This is a genomic window from Microbacterium sp. NPDC089320, from assembly GCF_040684875.1.
Classification (GTDB): domain Bacteria; phylum Actinomycetota; class Actinomycetes; order Actinomycetales; family Microbacteriaceae; genus Microbacterium.
Window position 1 is genome coordinate 652,960 of record NZ_JBFBGY010000002.1, and the last position, 18,074, is coordinate 671,033.

Annotated in this window: 15 protein-coding genes and 1 tRNA gene; 6 read left to right on the forward strand and 10 right to left on the reverse strand. The window is 68.9% G+C overall.

Annotated features, from left to right (window positions below):
* Positions 1-11: 11 nt before the first annotated feature.
* The 5 genes from prfA to lysA form a co-directional block, all read right to left on the reverse strand.
* Positions 12-1,091 carry a peptide chain release factor 1 gene (gene prfA / locus AB0N61_RS07740; protein ID WP_167944732.1) on the reverse strand — a complete coding sequence of 360 codons (1,080 nt, stop codon included), beginning with the start codon at positions 1,089-1,091 and terminating at the stop codon, positions 12-14.
* A gap of 11 nt (positions 1,092-1,102) precedes the next feature.
* Positions 1,103-3,088 (reverse strand): transcription termination factor Rho, encoded by a 1,986-nt coding sequence (gene rho, locus AB0N61_RS07745; RefSeq protein WP_363362898.1) that lies wholly within the window; start codon positions 3,086-3,088, stop codon positions 1,103-1,105.
* A 197-nt stretch (positions 3,089-3,285) separates the two neighbouring features.
* Positions 3,286-4,215, reverse strand: a complete 930-nt coding sequence (thrB, locus tag AB0N61_RS07750) for a homoserine kinase (RefSeq protein ID WP_167944734.1) — start codon at positions 4,213-4,215, stop codon at positions 3,286-3,288.
* 2 nt (positions 4,216-4,217) lie between these two features.
* Positions 4,218-5,525 (reverse strand): homoserine dehydrogenase, encoded by a 1,308-nt coding sequence (locus tag AB0N61_RS07755; protein ID WP_363362900.1) that lies wholly within the window; start codon positions 5,523-5,525, stop codon positions 4,218-4,220.
* A gap of 67 nt (positions 5,526-5,592) precedes the next feature.
* Positions 5,593-7,002: a diaminopimelate decarboxylase gene (gene lysA, locus AB0N61_RS07760; protein ID WP_363362902.1), complete on the reverse strand. Its 1,410-nt coding sequence runs from the start codon at positions 7,000-7,002 to the stop codon at positions 5,593-5,595.
* Positions 7,003-7,152: 150 nt separating this feature from the next.
* Between lysA and AB0N61_RS07765 the strand changes: the two genes are divergently transcribed.
* Positions 7,153-8,208 carry a YihY/virulence factor BrkB family protein gene (locus AB0N61_RS07765; protein WP_363362904.1) on the forward strand — a complete coding sequence of 352 codons (1,056 nt, stop codon included), beginning with the start codon at positions 7,153-7,155 and terminating at the stop codon, positions 8,206-8,208.
* Positions 8,209-8,215: 7 nt separating this feature from the next.
* On the opposite strand, the gene AB0N61_RS07770 is transcribed toward AB0N61_RS07765, so the two are convergent.
* Complete coding sequence (locus AB0N61_RS07770) at positions 8,216-9,067, reverse strand: DUF2993 domain-containing protein (RefSeq protein ID WP_363362906.1); 852 nt, start codon at positions 9,065-9,067, stop codon at positions 8,216-8,218.
* A 38-nt stretch (positions 9,068-9,105) separates the two neighbouring features.
* Positions 9,106-10,770 carry an arginine--tRNA ligase gene (gene argS, locus AB0N61_RS07775; RefSeq protein WP_363362907.1) on the reverse strand — a complete coding sequence of 555 codons (1,665 nt, stop codon included), beginning with the start codon at positions 10,768-10,770 and terminating at the stop codon, positions 9,106-9,108.
* A gap of 70 nt (positions 10,771-10,840) precedes the next feature.
* Here argS and AB0N61_RS07780 point away from each other — a divergent pair, with 70 nt between their 5' ends.
* Positions 10,841-11,650 (forward strand): SGNH/GDSL hydrolase family protein, encoded by an 810-nt coding sequence (locus tag AB0N61_RS07780; protein WP_363362908.1) that lies wholly within the window; start codon positions 10,841-10,843, stop codon positions 11,648-11,650.
* Positions 11,651-11,666: 16 nt separating this feature from the next.
* Positions 11,667-11,739, forward strand: a tRNA-Arg gene (locus AB0N61_RS07785).
* Between the two features lie 101 nt (positions 11,740-11,840).
* Here AB0N61_RS07785 and AB0N61_RS07790 read toward each other — a convergent pair.
* Positions 11,841-12,074, reverse strand: a complete 234-nt coding sequence (locus AB0N61_RS07790; protein ID WP_363362910.1) for a hypothetical protein — start codon at positions 12,072-12,074, stop codon at positions 11,841-11,843.
* 106 nt (positions 12,075-12,180) lie between these two features.
* Here AB0N61_RS07790 and AB0N61_RS07795 point away from each other — a divergent pair, with 106 nt between their 5' ends.
* On the forward strand, positions 12,181-12,501 hold the full coding sequence (locus tag AB0N61_RS07795; RefSeq protein WP_363362912.1) for a hypothetical protein: 321 nt from the start codon (positions 12,181-12,183) through the stop codon (positions 12,499-12,501).
* 2 nt (positions 12,502-12,503) lie between these two features.
* Here AB0N61_RS07795 and AB0N61_RS07800 read toward each other — a convergent pair whose 3' ends face one another.
* Positions 12,504-14,417: a heavy metal translocating P-type ATPase gene (locus AB0N61_RS07800; RefSeq protein WP_363362914.1), complete on the reverse strand. Its 1,914-nt coding sequence runs from the start codon at positions 14,415-14,417 to the stop codon at positions 12,504-12,506.
* A 325-nt stretch (positions 14,418-14,742) separates the two neighbouring features.
* On the opposite strand from AB0N61_RS07800, the gene AB0N61_RS07805 reads away from it, so the two are divergent.
* The gene (locus AB0N61_RS07805) at positions 14,743-15,282 is read left to right on the forward strand and encodes a pyridoxamine 5'-phosphate oxidase family protein (protein WP_363362915.1); all 540 of its coding nucleotides are present in this window, start codon (positions 14,743-14,745) and stop codon (positions 15,280-15,282) included.
* 42 nt (positions 15,283-15,324) lie between these two features.
* On the opposite strand, the gene AB0N61_RS07810 is transcribed toward AB0N61_RS07805, so the two are convergent.
* Positions 15,325-16,935 carry an MFS transporter gene (locus AB0N61_RS07810; protein WP_363362917.1) on the reverse strand — a complete coding sequence of 537 codons (1,611 nt, stop codon included), beginning with the start codon at positions 16,933-16,935 and terminating at the stop codon, positions 15,325-15,327.
* A gap of 127 nt (positions 16,936-17,062) precedes the next feature.
* On the opposite strand from AB0N61_RS07810, the gene AB0N61_RS07815 reads away from it, so the two are divergent.
* Positions 17,063-18,073 carry an HAD family hydrolase gene (locus AB0N61_RS07815; protein WP_363362919.1) on the forward strand — a complete coding sequence of 337 codons (1,011 nt, stop codon included), beginning with the start codon at positions 17,063-17,065 and terminating at the stop codon, positions 18,071-18,073.
* The last annotated feature ends 1 nt before the right edge of the window (position 18,074 follow it).

An 18,074-nucleotide genomic window follows, 5' to 3' on the forward strand; every position in this document is an offset into this window, starting at 1 on the left:
GGAGCGTCTGCTCAGGAGTCGGAGCCGACCGCGGCGAGTCGCGCCTCTTCGTCGGCGTGGATCGCGCTCTCGATGATCGGCTCGAGTGCGCCGTCCATCACCTGATCGAGGTTGTAGGCCTTGAACCCCGTGCGGTGGTCCGCGATGCGGTTCTCGGGGAAGTTGTACGTGCGGATGCGCTCGGATCGATCCATGCCGCGGATCTGCGACTTGCGCGCATCGGACGCTGCGGCATCGAGCTCCTCCTGCTGCTTCGCCAGCAGGCGTGCGCGGAGCACGCGCATCGCGGCCTCGCGGTTCTGGAGCTGCGACTTCTCGTTCTGCATCGACACGACGATGCCGCTGGGCAGGTGCGTGATGCGCACCGCCGAGTCGGTGGTGTTCACGGACTGGCCGCCCGGACCCGACGACCGGAAGACATCGATCTTCAGGTCGTTCTGGTTGATCGCGATCTCGTCGGGCTCATCGACCTCGGGGAACACCAGCACACCGGTGGTCGAGGTGTGGATGCGCCCCTGCGACTCGGTGGCCGGCACACGCTGCACGCGATGCACCCCGCCTTCGTATTTCAGGTGAGCCCAGACGCCCTGCGCGGGGTCGGTGGACGAACCCTTGATCGCGACCTGCACGTCCTTGTAGCCGCCGAGGTCTGACTCGTTGCGCTCGAGAAGCTCGGTCTTCCACCCCTTCGACGCCGCGTACTGGATGTACATCCGCAGCAGGTCGGCCGCGAACAGCGCCGATTCCGCGCCGCCCTCCCCCGCTTTGATCTCCATGATGACGTCACGGGCGTCGTCGGGATCGCGTGGGATGAGGAGGCGTCGCAGTCTTTCCTGCGCCGTCTGCAGTCCCTCTTCGAGTGCCGGGATCTCGGCCGCGAACGCCTCATCTTCCCGCGCGAGTTCGCGCGCGGCGTCGAGGTCGTCGGATGCCGCCACCCACGCCTCGTAGGCGGCGACGATCCTCGACAGCTCGGCGTAGCGACGGTTGACGCGCTTCGCCCGAGCAGCGTCGGCGTGCACCGCCGGGTCGGAGAGCTCCTCCTGCACCCGGCGATGCTCGTCGATCAGAGTCTGGACGGACTCGAACACCTGGGCTCCGCTCAGCGGATGTTGCTGTCGTGTCCGTGCGCGCCCGAGGGGAGCGTCGGAATCGACTTCTGCATCTGCACGAGGAACTCGACGTTCGAGTGGGTCTCCTTGAGCTTGCCCAGGACGACCTCGAGCGCCTGCTGCTGGTCGAGGCCGGCGAGGGCACGACGCAGCTTCCAGGTGATCTTGACCTCGTCGGTCGACAGCAGCATCTCTTCGCGGCGGGTGCTCGAGGCGTTGACGTCGACAGCCGGGAAGATGCGCTTGTCGGCGAGCTGACGCGACAGACGCAGCTCGCTGTTGCCGGTTCCCTTGAACTCCTCGAAGATCACCTCGTCCATCTTGGAGCCGGTCTCGACGAGAGCCGTGGCGAGGATCGTGAGGGATCCGCCGTTCTCGATGTTGCGCGCAGCACCGAAGAACCGCTTCGGCGGGTACAGAGCGGACGCGTCGACACCGCCCGAGAGCACGCGGCCGGATGCCGGAGCCGCGAGGTTGTACGCACGGCCGAGACGCGTGATCGAGTCGAGCAGCACGACGACGTCGCGACCCAGCTCGACGAGACGCTTGGCACGCTCGATGGCGAGCTCCGCGACCGTGGTGTGGTCCTCGGCGGGGCGGTCGAAGGTCGAGGCGATGACCTCGCCCTTGACGGTGCGCTCCATGTCGGTGACCTCTTCGGGGCGCTCGTCGACGAGCACGACCATGAGGTGGACCTCGGGGTTGTTCTGGGCGATCGCGTTGGCGATCTGCTGCAGGACGATCGTCTTGCCGGCCTTCGGAGGCGCGACGATGAGACCGCGCTGACCCTTGCCGATCGGGGCGACGAGGTCGATGATGCGCTGGGTCAGCTTCTCGGGCGCCGTCTCGAGACGCAGACGCTCCTGCGGGTAGAGCGGGGTGAGCTTGCCGAACTCGACGCGGGTGGCGGCATCGTCGATGGACAGGCCGTTGATCGAATCGACCTTCACGAGAGCGTTGTACTTCTGACGCCCCTGCTGCTCGCCCTCACGAGGCTGCTTGATCGAACCGACGATCGCGTCGCCCTTGCGGAGGTTGTACTTCTTGACCTGTCCGAGCGAGACGTAGACGTCGCTGGGTCCGGCGAGGTATCCGGTGGTGCGGACGAAAGCGTAGTTATCGAGCACGTCGAGGATGCCCGCGATCGGGACGAGAACGTCGTCCTCGCCGATCTCGGTGTCGAACTCGTCGGTCGGTGCACCACCGCGGCGCTTGTTGCGCTGACGATTGCGGCCGTTGCCGCCCTCGTCGTCGGCGGGAGTGTTCTGCTGCTGAGCCTGCTGCTGCTCGCCACCCTGTCCGTTGCCGTTCTGGCCGCGTCCGCGGTTGCGGCTGCGGTTGCGGTTGCGACCGCGACCGGACTGCTCCTCACCCTCGGCGGAGTCCGAGGAGGAGTCGCCCGCCGGCGCTGCCTCCGCAGGCGCGGCGTCAGCGGACTTGTCGGATGCGGGAGCCTCGGGCTCGGCTGCAGGCTTCTTGGCCGTGCGGCGGCCACGGCCGGTGGTCTTCTTCGGCTCATCGCCGGAACCGGAGTCCGCAGACGCCGCGTCTGCGGAGGCTGCGTCGTCCGTGGTCTTCGCGGCCGGTGCCTCGGCGGATTCGACGGGAGCAGACGCGGGGGCTGCCGGAGCCTCAGCGGCGGCGGCAGGAGCCTCGGCGGCCGGTGCCGGAGCCTCGGTGTTCTCTGCGTCGGCCTTCTTGGCACGGCTACGACGCGGCGCCTTCGCCTTGGGGGCCGCCTCGGCGGCGGGCGCCTCGGCTGCAGGAGCCTCAGACGCCGGTGCACTGTCGGTGGATGCCGCGGCCTTCTCGGCCTTCGCGGCGGCGGTCGCGGTGCTCGCACGGCGCGGAGCACGCTTGCGGGCCGGTGCGACCTCGGTCGCGGCGGTCGTCGCGGCGTCGGAGCTCGCGGCCTTCGCCGCAGCCTCGGCGGCGGGTGCCGCCTGGTCGTTCTGGGTCTCGGAGAAATTCTCCACGAGTACTCCCTCTTTGGTCTCGGGGACATGAGCGGCACGCGCACAACGGGTGCTGCGCGCGACCGCACGGGCTGACGCTCGGCGCCAGCCAGCCTCTGCACTGGGTTCTCGGAAAGAACAACGTTCTCGGTGAGAGCAGTGCGACAGGGGTTTGCGTGCGGGTCTTGCAGAGTTGCAATGGGGCCAGATTCACGCAGTCACGTGGAGCCCTCCGCTCGATTCCCCACTGTACCACCACGGACGTCGACCGCGAGCAGCAGCGCATCCCACGGGGTGTCGGTCGTCGACGCGGCCAGCTCCACGGCGTCCTGGCGGCTTCCGGGGCCGTCGGCGAGAACCAGCACGCTGGGCCCGGCGCCGGACACCACCGCGGCGAAGCCTGCTGCGCGAAGCGTCTGGACGACCCTCTGCGTCTCGGGCATCGCCTCGGCTCGGTAGTCCTGGTGCAGCCGGTCGGCCGTCGCGTCGAGCAGCAGCTCCGGACTCTGCGTCAGCGCCGCGATGAGGAGGGCCGAGCGCGAGAGGTTGAAGACCGCATCCGCCGTCGACACGTGAGGCGGCTGCAGCGACCGCGCCTTCGACGTCGACATCGTGTACGAGGGCACGAGCACGAGAGGCGAGACGCCGCGGTGTACGAGGAGCTTCTTGTGCTGGGGGCCTCGTTCGCCCATCCAGGCGATCGTCAGCCCGCCGAACAACGCCGGGGCGACGTTGTCGGGGTGCCCCTCGATCTCGGTGGCGAGGCGCAGCATGTCGGCGTCGTCGATCTCGACGTCTCCGTCGAGCAGCCCCTTGGCCGCGAGGATGCCCGCCGCGACCGCCGCGCCGGAGGAACCGAGTCCGCGCCCGTGCGGCACGCCGTTCTCCGCGATGATGCGCAGCCCCGGGAGGGGGCGATCGACATCGGCGTACACATGGGCGATCGTGCGGACGATCAGATTCGAGGCATCCCGAGGGATCTCGCTCGCGCCGGAACCTGAGACCTCGATCTCGAGCTCGCCGGCCGTGAGCTCGGTCACGAGCAGAGTGTCATAGACGCTGAGCGCGAGTCCGAGCGTGTCGAAACCGGGACCGAGGTTGGCGCTGGTCGCGGGAACGGTCACCTCGACCGTGCGCCCTGCCGCCATGGTCACTCGCCTTCCACGCGGAGCACCGAGACGACCCGCTCGACGACAGAGCTGGCGGCAAGGGCGTCCACCGTGGCGCTGAGCGCGGCGTCCGTGGCCCGGTGCGTGCCGATGACGAGACGAGCGGTGGGCTCATCCTCTCCTTCGACCGTCTGCACGACGGTGGCGACCGAGACCGCTCCGTCGCTGAGGATTCCCGCCACCGTCGCGAGCACACCCGGCGCATCCGACACCTCGAGGGTGATCTGGTAGCGGGTGGTGACATGACCGATCGGCACGACCGGCAGGTTGGCCCTGGTGGACTCCCCCACGCCGACGCCGCCGGCGATGTGGCGTCGAGCCGCCGACACGACGTCGCCGAGGACGGCGGATGCGGTCTGCACCCCGCCGGCGCCCGCGCCGTAGAACATCAGCGAGCCGGCAGCCTCCGCCTCGACGAACACGGCGTTGTTGGCCCCGTGCACCGATGCGAGAGGGTGCGATGTCGGCACGAGAGCCGGGTAGACGCGGACGGAGATCGACTCGGTGCCGTTCGCTTCGATGCGCTCGCAGACGGCGAGCAGCTTGATCACGAACCCGGCCGCGCGCGCCTCGTCGATCATCGACGCGGTGATGGTCGTGATGCCTTCGCGGTACACGGCATCGAGCGGAACGGCCGTGTGGAAGGCGAGGCTCGCGAGGATCGCCGCCTTCTGCGCGGCGTCGTATCCCTCGACGTCGGCGGTCGGATCGGCCTCGGCGTAGCCGAGGCGCTGCGCGTCGGCGAGCACGTCGGCGAAATCGGCACCCTCGGTCTCCATGCGATCGAGGATGTAGTTGGTCGTGCCGTTCACGATGCCCATGATGCGGACCACGCGGTCGCCCGCGAGCGAGTCACGCAGCGGGCGGATGATCGGGATGGCGCCTGCGGCCGCTGCCTCGTAGTAGACGGATGCGCCCACGCGGTCGGCCGCTTCGAAGAGCTCAGGACCGTGAGTGGCCAGCAGCGCCTTGTTGGCGGTCACGACGTCGGCGCCGGAGCCGATCGCCTGCAGGATGCTCGTGCGAGCGGGCTCGATGCCGCCGATCAGCTCGATCACGATGTCGGAGCCGAGGATCAGCGACTCGGCATCGGTCGTGAACAGCTCCCTCGGCAGATCGGTGTCGCGGGGCGCATCGAGATCGCGCACCGCGATGCCGGCGAGCTCCAATGTGGCACCCGCACGGTCGGCCAGCTCGTCGCCGTGCCGCAGCAGAAGGGCGGCCACCTGGGAGCCGACCGCTCCGGCGCCGAGGAGCGCCACGCGAAGTCGTCGGTACTCAGTCGTCATTGCATCTCTCCTTGGGAGGGTGGTTCAGTCGTGCGTCGTCGGGGTCCGCGTCGTTCGTCGCGCGGATTCACCCGTTGCTCTCGGCGTCCGCGACGCCGACGTCGCGAGACAGCACGTCGGCGATCGTCTCACCGCGAACGATGATCGCCGATCGGCCGTCGTGCACCGCGACGATCGGGGGGCGAGGGACGTGGTTGTAGTTGCTCGAGAGCGGTGCGCAGTACGCCCCGGTCGAGGGGACGGCCAGCAGGTCACCGGGTGAGACGTCGGCCGGCAGGTACTCATGGTCGACGACGATGTCGCCGGACTCGCAATGCTTGCCGACGACTCTGCTGAGCTGCGGCGAGCCGGTGCCGGTCCGCGAGGCGAGACGGGCCGAGAACTGCGCCTCGTACAGCGCGGTCCTGGCGTTGTCGCTCATTCCTCCGTCGACGCTGATGTAGCGTCGGGTGGCTCCCGAGTCGAGCGCGACGTCCTTGGTCGTCCCGACCTCATAGATCGTCACCCCGGCGGTTCCGACGATGGCCCTGCCCGGCTCGAACGACAGCGCAGGCACGGCGATGCCCCGCGCGGCGCAGCCTTCGGCCACGGCGGCGACGATCTCGCCCGCCAGCGTCTCGATCGGCGTCGGGTCGTCGACGCTGGTGTAGGCGATGCCGAATCCTCCGCCGAGGTTGAGCTGCGGAACCGCTCCTCCGTCGAGCAGTGCGGCGTGCAGCTCGAGCACGCGCGAGGCCGACTCGCGGAAGCCGGCGACGCCGAAGATCTGCGATCCGATGTGGCAGTGGAGGCCGACGAACTCGAGTCCGGGAATCTCTCGGATGCGGGCGACGGCCTGCTCGGCCTCGGCCAGCGGGAAGCCGAACTTCTGGTCTTCGTGCGCCGTCGCGAGGAAATCGTGGGTCTCGGCATGCACGCCGCTGATGACCCGCACCAGCACCCGCTGCACGGCGCCCGTCCGGGCGGTGATCGCCGCAAGCCGTTCGATCTCGATCGCGCTGTCGACGATGATCGTGCCGATGCCCACCTCGACCGCACGCTCGAGCTCGGCGACGGACTTGTTGTTCCCGTGGAACCCCAGTGACGCTGCAGAGACGCCCGCCGCGAGCGCGACTTCCAGTTCACCACCGGTGCACACGTCGATGCGGAGACCCTCATCGACCACCCAGCGTGCGATCGTCGTGGTCAGCAGCGCCTTGCCTGCGTAATACACCCGCGCCGTCGTGTCATGGTCGGCGGCAGCCGTGTCGAAGGCCGAGCGGAAGGCACGGGCTCGGGACCGCACCTCGTCTTCGTCGATCACGAGCAGTGGCGTGCCGTACGTCTCAGCGAGATCGATGGCGGAGAGTCCTGCGAGCCGCAGCGCTCCGTCGTCGCCGCGCTCTGCGGAGGCCGGCCATACGGCGGCGGGGAGGTCATTCGCGTCGTCGGGCACAACGAGCCATTCCGGGGCGAGCGAGTCGGCAGGGGAAAGCAAGGAACACCAATCGTGGGACGGGTCTCGGGCGGATGCGCGCACTGCGAGGTTGCCCCCGATTCTATGGCACCGCGCATGCCGCCTCAGTCATGGTGACGCCCGGCGTCAACCCCCTCCGGGCACATCACGCGGACTCGTAAGGTGGTGAAGATGAGCACCGATTCCGCAGCGCCCGATGCCCGACGCCCCGGCCTGATCGCACGCGTCAGCGCGTCAGCGATCCGCTGGGCTCTGACACGGCGTCCTGTCCGCGCGTTCCTGCTCTACTCCGAGCGTCGGGGGGCGATGCTCGCCGACAGCGTCACGTATCGCGCGCTGTTCAGTGTCTTCGCCGCCGTGCTCCTCGGATTCTCCATCGCCGCTCTGTGGCTCGCCGGCAACCCCGACGCCTGGAACGCCATCATCTCGGCCGTGCAGTCCGTGGTTCCCGGCCTGATCGGGGAGGACGGAGTCGTGAACCCCGACGATCTCAAAGAGCCGATCTCCCTCTCCGTCGCCGGAGCCATCTCGACGATCGCGCTGATCGGCTCGGCGCTCGGCGCCGTCGGGTCGCTGCGCACGGCCGTACGCGTCCTCGCCGGGACGGCCCACGCAGACGTGCTGTTCATCTGGGTCATTCTCCGCAATCTCCTGCTCGCGGTCGGCGTGGCCGTGCTGTTCGTCGCCGCCGCGGGAGTCACGTTCGCCGGCCGACTCGGGATCACCTGGATCAGCGGGCTGCTCGGCATCCCCGAGGATTCGCCGGCGTCGTCGTGGGGCATACGGATCGTCTCACTGGTCGTCGTGCTCGCACTCGACACGGTGCTCATCGCGGGTGTGTTCCGTCTGCTCTCCGGTCTGCACCCCTCGGCGCGTTCCCTGTGGGTCGGCTCGCTCATCGGCGGAGTCGGACTGCTGGTGCTGCAGGAGCTCTCCGGACTCTTCATCGGCGGCGCGACCAGCAACCCGCTCCTCGCCTCGTTCGCGACCCTGTTGGCGCTGCTCATCTGGCTCAACCTGTCGACGCAGGTGATCCTGATCGCCAGCGCCTACATCGTCACGTCGGAGGAAGAGCGCAAGGATCGTGTGCACGCGCGGTTCGGCGCGACGACCTTCCCGCAGCGCCGCGTCCAGCGCGCCGAGGCGGAGGTCGCCCTCGCGACTGCCGAGCTGCGGGAGGCCCAGAAGGCCGAGCGCGAGGCCCGGCTCGGGAGCGACGAGGACTGATCCGTCCTCAGGGGCAGGTGCCCGTCTGGAGCAGAGTCTCATCCGTGGCGATCGCGCCGTCGACGTCGACGTCGATCACCGCTTCCGATCCCTCGATCTCGAGGTTCGTGAGAGTGATGCCGGCCGGAAGCTGATCCGCGATGCAGATGCGCTGCGTCCGGGTGAGCTGCTCCCCCAGGGCTCCCAGACTCGACCCGACCTGATCCGCATCGACCTCGAGTCCGCCGACGGTGAGGCCGACCGGTGTGAGCTCGAGATCCCCCTCGGCCACCCCGGGAGTCACGGTCAGGGAGACCGGGATCGCGAGCCCGAGGACCGTCACGGAACCAGCGACCGTCGCGTTCGGCGACTTGAGCGTGACCGTCTCGATCGGCAGGTCCGTGTTCGAGAGGAGGGCTGTGAACTGCGACTCGTCGATGCGGATCGTGCCGGAGGCCGACGCGAGGTCGCCGCCGCGCAGCGGGACCCCCGTCGCGGTGACGTCGACGGCGCCCGTGACCCCTTGCAGCGTGACCGAGTCGGTCGAGAGATGCAGCGCGTCGAGCGTTCCCCCGATCAGCTGTGGGACGAGCAGGCCGTCGGTCTCGACATCGAGCTGCTGATCGGCGGGCAGATCGAGCTGTTCGATCACCATGCTCCGCACGATGCCGGGCAGCACAGCGCGGGCGATGAGCTCGGCGGCGACGGCGAGGGCCGCGAGAGCGACCACGACGATGAGCAGCACCCAGGGCCAGCGCCTACGCGCCCGCCGGGGCGGTGTCGCACCGGCATCCCCGCCGTCCTTGCCGCCCGGGATCACGAGCGTCGGGTGCTCAGAACCCGCGGAGGGATAAGGAAGGGTGTGGTTGTCGTCGCTCATGCTGCCATCCTGCCCTACGGCCCGGACGGCGGCAGAGGTCACATGCGCTCGGGTGCGGAGACGCCGAGGAGATCGAGACCGTTGCGGAACACCTGGCCGGCGGCGTCGTTGAGCCACAGGCGCGTGCGGTGCACCGTCTCGATCGGGTCGTCGCCCTGCGGGATCACACGGCAGTTGTCGTACCAGCGGTGGTACAGGCCGGCGAGCTCCTCGAGGTAGCGCGCGACGCGGTGCGGCTCGCGCACCTCGGCCGCGAACGCCACGATGCGCGGGAACTCCTGCAGAGCGCCCAGCAGAGCGCTCTCGGTCTCGTGCGTGAGCGTCTCGGGGGCGAACTCCGAGCGATCCACTCCGGAATCGGCGGCGTTGCGCGCGACGTTGTGCGTGCGGGCATGCGCGTACTGCACGTAGAACACCGGGTTGTCGTTCGTGCGCTTCTGCAGCAGCTCAGGATCGAGAGCGAGCGGCGAGTCGGCCGGCGAACGCTCGAGCGAATAGCGCAACGCATCGGTGCCGAGCCATTCGCGCAGATCGTCCATCTCGATGATGTTGCCCGCGCGCTTGCTCAGGCGCGCTCCCCCGACCGAGACCAGCTGACCGATGAGCACCTCGACGTTCTTCTCGGGATCTTCCCCTGCCGCCCCGGCGATCGCCTTGAGACGGTGGACGTAGCCGTGATGATCGGCCCCGAGCAGGTACAGCTTGTACTCGAAGCCGCGGTCGCCCTTGTTCAGGTAATACGCGGCGTCGGCGGCGAAGTACGTGTACTCGCCGTTCGAGCGACGGATCACGCGATCCTTGTCGTCGCCGAAGTCGGTCGTGCGCACCCAGACGGCGCCCTCGTCGTCGAAGACATGACCCTGCTCGCGCAGGCGGTCGACGGCGCGATCGACGAAGCTGACGCCGTCGGCGTCCTTGGCATGCAGCGTGCGCTCGGAGAACCACACGTCGAAGTCGACGTTGAACTTCGAGAGCGACTGCTTCTGCTCCTCGAGCTGGAAGCCGTAGGCGAGCTCGCGCGTCACGACCACCTGCTCGTCGGCGGCGAGTTCGAGCAGGTCAGGTCGCGCGGCCACGACACGAGCGGCGAGGTCGCCGATGTAGCTTCCGGCGTATCCGCCCTCGGGCGTCGGCTCGCCCTTCACCGCGGCCAGCACCGAGTTCGCGAAACGCTCCATCTGAACGCCCGCGTCGTTGATGTAGTACTCCCTGGCGACCTTCGCACCCGAGGCCGCGAGCACACGGGCGATCGCATCGCCCAGCGCGGCCCAGCGCGTATGACCGATGTGCAGCGGGCCGGTCGGATTCGCGCTCACGAACTCGATGTTGATGCTGTGACCGGCCTGCGTGTCGTTGTGACCGTACTCGGCGCCCGCATCGACGATGACCTTGGCCAGTGCGCCGGCGGCGGCCGCGTCCAGACGGATGTTGATGAAGCCCGGGCCCGCGACCTCTGCGGTCTGCACCCCGTCGACCCGCGCGAGGCCGTCGGCGATCTGCTGCGCCAGCTCGCGCGGGTTTGTGCCGAAGGGCTTCGCCAGGCGCATCGCGATGTTCGAGGCCCAGTCGCCGTGGTCGCGGTTGCGCGGGCGCTCGAACACGATGTCCGACGCGGTGAGCGCGAGCGGCTCGCCAGGACGTCGTTCCTCGGCGATCGGTGCGAGGACGGCGAGGAGGGCTGTGGCGAGCGATTCAGGGTTCATAGGCCTCCCAGTTTACGGCGCGTCACGAACCCGAATTTGCGAGGGCGGAATCGTGATCTACAGTCATGCCATGAAGGCCGCATCCGCCCGCCACCGTCTGCCCGTCGCGGGCCTCGCCGTCGCAGTGATCCTGGCGCTCGCGGCAGTCGTCCTCGGCGTGTGGCGGCCCTGGGTTCCGGTGCCGGCCTCGGCACCCGTCGGGGCGGCGGCAGCAGCCGATGAATCGGTCGCGATCGCGCCGGTTCCGCTTCTCCTGCCCGAGCATCCGACCGTTCTCGTATTCGGAGACTCCTGGACCTACGGCTCGGCGGCGACCGAGCCCACCCAGGGATACGCCTATCTGCTCGCCGACCTCATCGGTGGCGAGACGATCGTCGACGGAGTCCGCGGCAGCGGCTACCTCAAGCCCGGACTCGACGGCCCTGCGTTCGGCGAGCGCATCGCCGCACTGGACCCGACGCTCGCCCCCGACCTGATCATCCTGCAGGGCTCCATCAACGACCGGGCGCAGGGCGCAGCCGGATATCGTGAGGCCGTCACCGCGGCGTGGGACGCCATGACGGCGAAGTTCCCGCAGGCGTCGATCGTCATCCTCGGCCCGGCGCCGCACGAGCTCCCCGTCGGGGCGGAGACCGCGCGCATCGACACCGATCTCGGCGAACTCGCCGCGGCTCGCGGCTGGTGGTACATCTCCCCCGTCGCGCAGAACTGGATCACAGAGCAGAACTATCTGTCGGTCATCGACGTCGAGGTCGGACGCAAGCACCCGTCGACCGACGGCCACCGCTACCTCGCCGAGAAGCTGGCCGCGGCCCTCGGCGAACTGGGCGACGCGCCGGTCACCGAGGCCGGTGGGTCGGAGACCACTCCCGAGCAGTGATATTGTCGACCGGTACGCCTCCGTAGCTCAGTGGATAGAGCGCCGGTTTCCGGTACCGTAGGTCGCAGGTTCGACTCCTGTCGGGGGCACACACCTACGAGAAAAGCCGCCTGGTTCCAGGCGGCTTTTCTCGTTGCATCGTGCGGAGTCCCGGCTGCGGACGGACGATTCGGGAGACGCTCCGAGATGCTCAGTCGTAGCTGTGGTGCACGTGCCAGCCGTCCGCCCCCTCGAAGACGTCGAACACCAGCGAGCGACCGTCGTCGTCGGTGCCCTGGAATCGCCACCCGTGCGACCCTCGCTGCGACGCCGACCCCGACGCCGACGCCACTGGCCGGCCGGAATCTCCGAGCCGCGTGGGGGTGTCGGTGACCTTCCACCGACGCCCGGCGAAGACCATGCGCGACGGAATGTCGTCGACCATCCATAGAGTGGCGGGGAGATGAGCAGGAGCCGGTCGCATGGTTCGAGAATAGAACATAACTTCGAATCTTGCTACCCTTGCCATCGGGCCGGAGAAGGGAGCCGGCATGGGCACGAGCAAGCGTCTTGCGGCCCACTACGACATGCGCGCGCAGCATCAGGCCATCCTCGCCGCAGCACGCGCCGGACCCCTGCAGTCGCTGACGGACCGTGAGCTGCGGCTTCGGGAGCAGCCGGTCACGATCTACCCGCAGCCGTATCGCGCCGTTCGGGTCTGGGTGCGCTTCGGGCCCGAAGCGGTCCTGGTCGATGCGAAGCTCGCCCGGTCGACGCCACTCGCCGCGGGCGTCGAGTTCCGCGCCGGAGACCAGACCTACCGGTGCTGGGTCTGGGGAAACGCCGTGACCGTCGATGCGGCGGACGCGTGAGTTCAGTGCTTCTCGGGGGCCTGCGCGACGATGTCGGGTCGTGACGTGTCGCTGTGACCGAGCAGGTCAGAGTCGACGCGCGGCCCGCTGAGCGCTCGGAGGGCATAGAGGATCGTCGCAAGGTCGACGAGTTCCTGCACGAGCGCGCCGACGACCGCAGGGATGATCCCCGTCATCGCGACGATCATCAGACCGACGCTCAGGGCGATGCCGATCCAGATCGCGGTCAGGGCGACGCGCAGCGTGTGCCGGCCGATGGCGAGCGCATCGACGACCTTCGCCAGCGAGTCCACCAGGATGACGACGGAGGCAGCATCTCCCGCGGCAGTCGCGCCGCGCGCCCCCATGGCGACACCGACGTCGGCGGCGGCGAGCACAGGCGCATCGTTCACACCGTCTCCCACCATCATCACGGGCCTCGGCCGGACATCGGTCGCCAGCTGAACCTTCTCCGGCGGCAGCAGCTCGGCATGAACCTCGTCGATCCCGACCTGGCGCGCGACCGACTCGGCCGTCGGCCGGACATCGCCCGTGAGCATCATCACGCGACCGACCCCATGAGCTCGCAGCCAGTCGATCACTGAGCGGGCTTCCGGCCGCGGAGAGTCCGACAGCACGATCACACCCGCGAAACGACCATCGACCGCCACGTATGCTGCGGCCTCGCTCGCGCCCAGTGACGCCCGCACGGTGTCCTGGGTGAGCGATTCGATGAGAGCAGGCTTGCCCACGACGACCGCCTTCCCACCGATCCGAGCGAGGACTCCGTTCGTCGCCTCCTCACGCGCGCTCTCCGCGGCACGGAGCGTCAGTCCACGGCTCTCCGCCGCCCGGCGGATGCCGTCGGCGAGCACGTGCGAAGAATACTGCTCAGCGGACGCAGCGAGGCACAGCACCTCGTCCGCATCGAAACCCACCTCCGCTCGGACGTCGACGAGCTCCGGGCGGCCCTGGGTGAGGGTGCCGGTCTTGTCGAACGCGGCGGATCGCACCCTCGCGACCTGCTCGATCACCGCGCCGCCCTTCATGATCACGCCCGCCTTCGCGGCACGAGAGAGCCCGCCGAGGAACGCCACCGGAGCCGCGATCAGCAGCGGACACGGCGTTGCGAGCACGAGCACCTCGGCGAACCGTGTCGGGTCGCCCGACAGCATCCATGCCGTCGCCGCGAGAGCGATCGACACGACGGTGAACGGGATCGCGAACCGGTCGGCCAATCGCACCACCGGGGCCCGAGAGTCCTCCGACGCCCGCACGAGAGCGACGATCTGCTGATACTGACTGTCTTCGCTGACGCGCACCGCGCGCATCCTGACCGCTCGCGTGCCGTTGATCGCACCCGACAGCACCTCATCGCCGGTCCCCCGCACGACGGGCATGCTCTCGCCGGTCAACGAGGACTCATCGAAGCTGCTCGCGTCCGACAGCAGCACGCCGTCGACCGGCACGATCTCGGACGGCCGCACCAGGATGACGTCTCCGACCGCCACGTCGTCGACGGGTGTGTCTCGAACGTCGTCCGAGCCCGCTCCGTCGCCCTGGACGAGAACGTGCGCGGAGCGGGGAGACCGGTCGAGCAGTGCGGACAGATCGCGCTTCGCGCGGCGACCCGCGAAGTCCTCGAGGGCCTGCCCGCCGGCGAGCATGAGCACGACGATGAGCGATGCGATGTACTCGCCCACGCCGAGCGTCGCGATCATCGCCACGATCGCGAGCACGTCGAGCCCGATATGACCACGCATGAGCTCGCGGACCATTCCGACCGATGTCCACACGATGAACAGCGCGACATAGGCCGTGGCGACCCATCGACCGGCGGTCGCGGCGTCGACGAGGTGCAGGACCAGCACGACAGCCAGCACGAGCACAGTGACGCCGATGACAGGGTATCGTCGCGCTGCCCGGACGACTCTCATGCATCACCTCTCTGCGGAGACTTCCGAACCCGTGAATCCCGACACTCGCGCACCGCGGCTGGCCGACCAGGGAGAGGATGCCTCGCCCGAGGGAGTATCGCCGAGGCGAGGCATCCCGCGTGACGCCCTTGCCCGAAGACGCCACTCGTGCCGACGGTCGCCCCCCGGCGGCCCCTGGCTCATCCAGCATGACCGGATCTCATCGCCTCGTGGGAACCGCGCTCACCCCCGCAGGGTGAGGGGCCGATTGTGCCGTCCGGCACGCCACTGCAGGCTGACGACACGACCACCGCGCATCGATGCCCGCCGATACAGGAGGTTCGGGATGACCGATACCGATGCAGACCACGACGCTGACGCAGTCGCCCTCACCCCGGACGAGTGCTGGAACCTCGTGAGCACGACCGAGCTGTGCAGACTCGCATTCGTCCAGGCGGACGGGGCTCCCGACATCCGGCCGGTGAACCACCTCTGCGTCGATCGCGTCATCTACATCCGATCAGCGTTGGATTCCAAGTTCCTGGCCGTCGCCTCGAGGTCGCCGGTGGCTGTCGAGGTCGACGGGGCGGATGACGCCGACTTCTGGAGCGTGGTGGTCCGCGGCGTGGCGATGCAGGTGACCAGCGAGTCCGAGCTGCACCGAGTCGGAGTCGAACACCTGCGATCGTGGACCGCGGCTCCGAAGCAGTTCGTGCTGAAGGTGACAGCCAGCACCATCACAGGTCGTCGGTTCCCTCGCAGAGCTCTCGCTGCGCCGCCCGTCTACGCCGTGCCCGCCACGGAGGACGCCCGCGCCGCGCACCACGGACAGCGCGGCGAGCGACCCGACCCCATCCCGCACTTCGAGCCGCCACCCGGCCCCTGACCAGTACAGCCGACGACGGCCGCGGTCACCGGCGAGACGCGCTCAGGCCGTCCGGGTCGCGTCCGAGTGATCCTCCTCGCGCCGAGACGTCGCAGCCGCCCCGAGGGAGATCGTCGACAGCAGACCCAGGGAGAGGAATCCTGCCGCGGTCCATGCAGCGAAACGCGTGCCGTCGGAGAACGCCGCCTTCGCATCGTCGGCGATCTCGGCTGTCTCGGGCTGCGCCTCGAGTCCGCTGATCGCCGCGCCCGCGCTGTCGACGACGGCCGACACGATCTGATCGCGCTGATCGGCCGGAACGCCGCGCGCGTCGAGCGATGACGCGAGGATCCCTGCCGTGCTCGTGAAGAGCACCGTTCCCAGCACCGCCACGCCGAGTGCTGCGCCGAGCTGTCGAGACGTCGACTGCGTTCCCGACGCCGCGCCGCTGTCGTCGACGGGGACGTCGGCGAGCACCACGCCCGTCAGCTGGGCGGTCGCGAGGCCGACGCCGAGGCCGTAGACGAAGAGGAACGGGATCAGCGGCACCCATGACGCGTCGGGTGCGATGACGAAGCCGACACCGGCGACCCCGATGATCTCGGCGATGAGGCCGACACGCACGACCCAGACCGGAGCGATCCTGCCGCTCGCCGCCCCCGCGGCGCCGCTCGCGACGAACGATCCGAGCGCGAGCGCGAGGAGCAGGAGCCCGGTCTGCAGGGCATCGAAGCCCAGGACGAACTGCAGCCACAGCGGCAGGGCGAGGATGATCCCGAACTCTCCCAGCGACACGACGGTCGCCGCGATGTTGCCGTTGCGGAACGAGGGGATGGCGAACAGACGCAGGGCCAGCAGCGTCGGCTTGTCCTGGCGCTGCCTGTGCAGACCCCACAGGATGAAAGCGACGAGTGCCACGACCGCCAGCGCGAAGGCGAACGGGATCGGAGAGACGTCCAGCGGCCACGTCCAGTCGCCGATCTGAGGGCGCTGGTCGACGAGCCACCAGCCGTACGTGCGTCCCTCGATGAGAGCGAACACGAGGCTGGCCATCGTGATCACCGAGAGTATCGCCCCGACCACATCGATCCTGGTCGTCCGGTCACTGCGCGACTCCGCCACCGTGAGCAGCACACCGACGATGATGATGATGCCCAGAGGGATGTTGATCCCGAATGCCCACCGCCACGAGAAGGCGGTCGTCAGCCATCCTCCGAGCAGGGGGCCCACGGCCGCCATTCCACCGATCGTCGACCCCCACACCGCGAAGGCGATGCCGCGTTCGCGCCCGCGGAAGGTCGCGTTGATGATCGACAGTGTGGTGGGCAGGATCATCGATCCGCCCACCCCCTGCGCGAGACGGGCGATGATCAGCATCCCGCCATCGGGAGCGAGCGCCGCGAGCACCGAGGATGCCGCGAAGACCGCGACTCCGGTGATCATCACTCGCCGACGTCCGAACCGATCCGCGAGGCTGCCGAACACGAGCAGCAGCGCGGCGAATACGAGCGTGTACGCCTCCTGCACCCACTGCACCTCTGTGGACGTGATGCCGAGGTCCTCGACGATGGCCGGAATCGCCACGTTCACGATCGTCGAGTCGACGATGATCAGCGAGACGGCGATGCTGATGAAGACCAGACCCACCCAGCGCAGGTGATTGTAGCGTTCCATGACTACTAGCTTAGCTAGCAATAAGACCGGCGTGCGGTTTTTCTTCGAATCAGTCTCACGTCGGCCCGGGATCACCTCGCCCGAAGCGGGTGACGAGGCGGCCCCCGCTCGCTCGGTGGGTGTCAGGATGGCCGACGAGAGGCCCGCACGACGCACCGTCATCGAGAGAATCGAGAGCGCGATGGACGACCCGGCACAGCTGCGATCCTGGCGCGAGGGTGCGACGCGGGACGCCATCGAGCGGTTCGTCCGGTCGGTCACCGACGGCCCGGACGCCGTCCCCGTCGCAGAGCGCATCGCCGTCTTCGACAACGACGGGACCCTGTGGTCCGAGAAGCCGATGCCGACTCAGCTGCACTACGTCGTGGAACAGTGGCGCATCGCCGCCGAGCTCGACCCGGAGCTCGCTCACAAGCAGCCCTACCTGGCCGCGGTGAGCGGCGATCTCGCGTGGCTCGGGAGAGCCATCGACAAGCATTACTCCGGCGACGACTCCGATCTGGCCGTCATCCTGCAAGCCCTCGGCGGACTGACCGACGGCGTCAGCGTAGAGAGGTACGCCGCCTCAGTGTCCGAGTTCTTCGCGACCGCGACGCATCCCGTGCTTCAGCGACGCTACGCCGACGCGGTCTACCAGCCCATGGTGGAGCTCCTGCGGTACCTCGAACGTCATGGCTTCACCTGCTACATCGTGTCGGGCGGCGAGCGCGACTTCATGCGCCCCATGACGCAGAGCAACTACGGCATCCCGCCGGAGCGTGTCATCGGCTCGGCCTTCGGGCTCGGCTACGACGCGGAGAAGGCGGTGGTGCGCTACGCGCCGTCGTTGGCGTTCTTCGACGACGGGCCGGAGAAGCCGGTGCGGATCTGGAGCAGGATCGGACGTCGACCGCTCTTCGCGGCCGGGAACTCCAACGGCGACATGCCGATGCTCGACTTCGCGCGCCGAGGCCCCCGCCCCGGCCTGGCCCTGCTGATCCACCACGACGACGACTCCCGCGAAGACACCCCCTACGATGCCGGAGCCGAGACGGCTCTATCCGGCGCCGTCGACGCCGGATACGTCGTCGTGAGCGTGCGAGACGACTGGGCGACCGTGTTCCCGGGCGCCTCCGGATCACCTGCAGACGCGCCGTGAG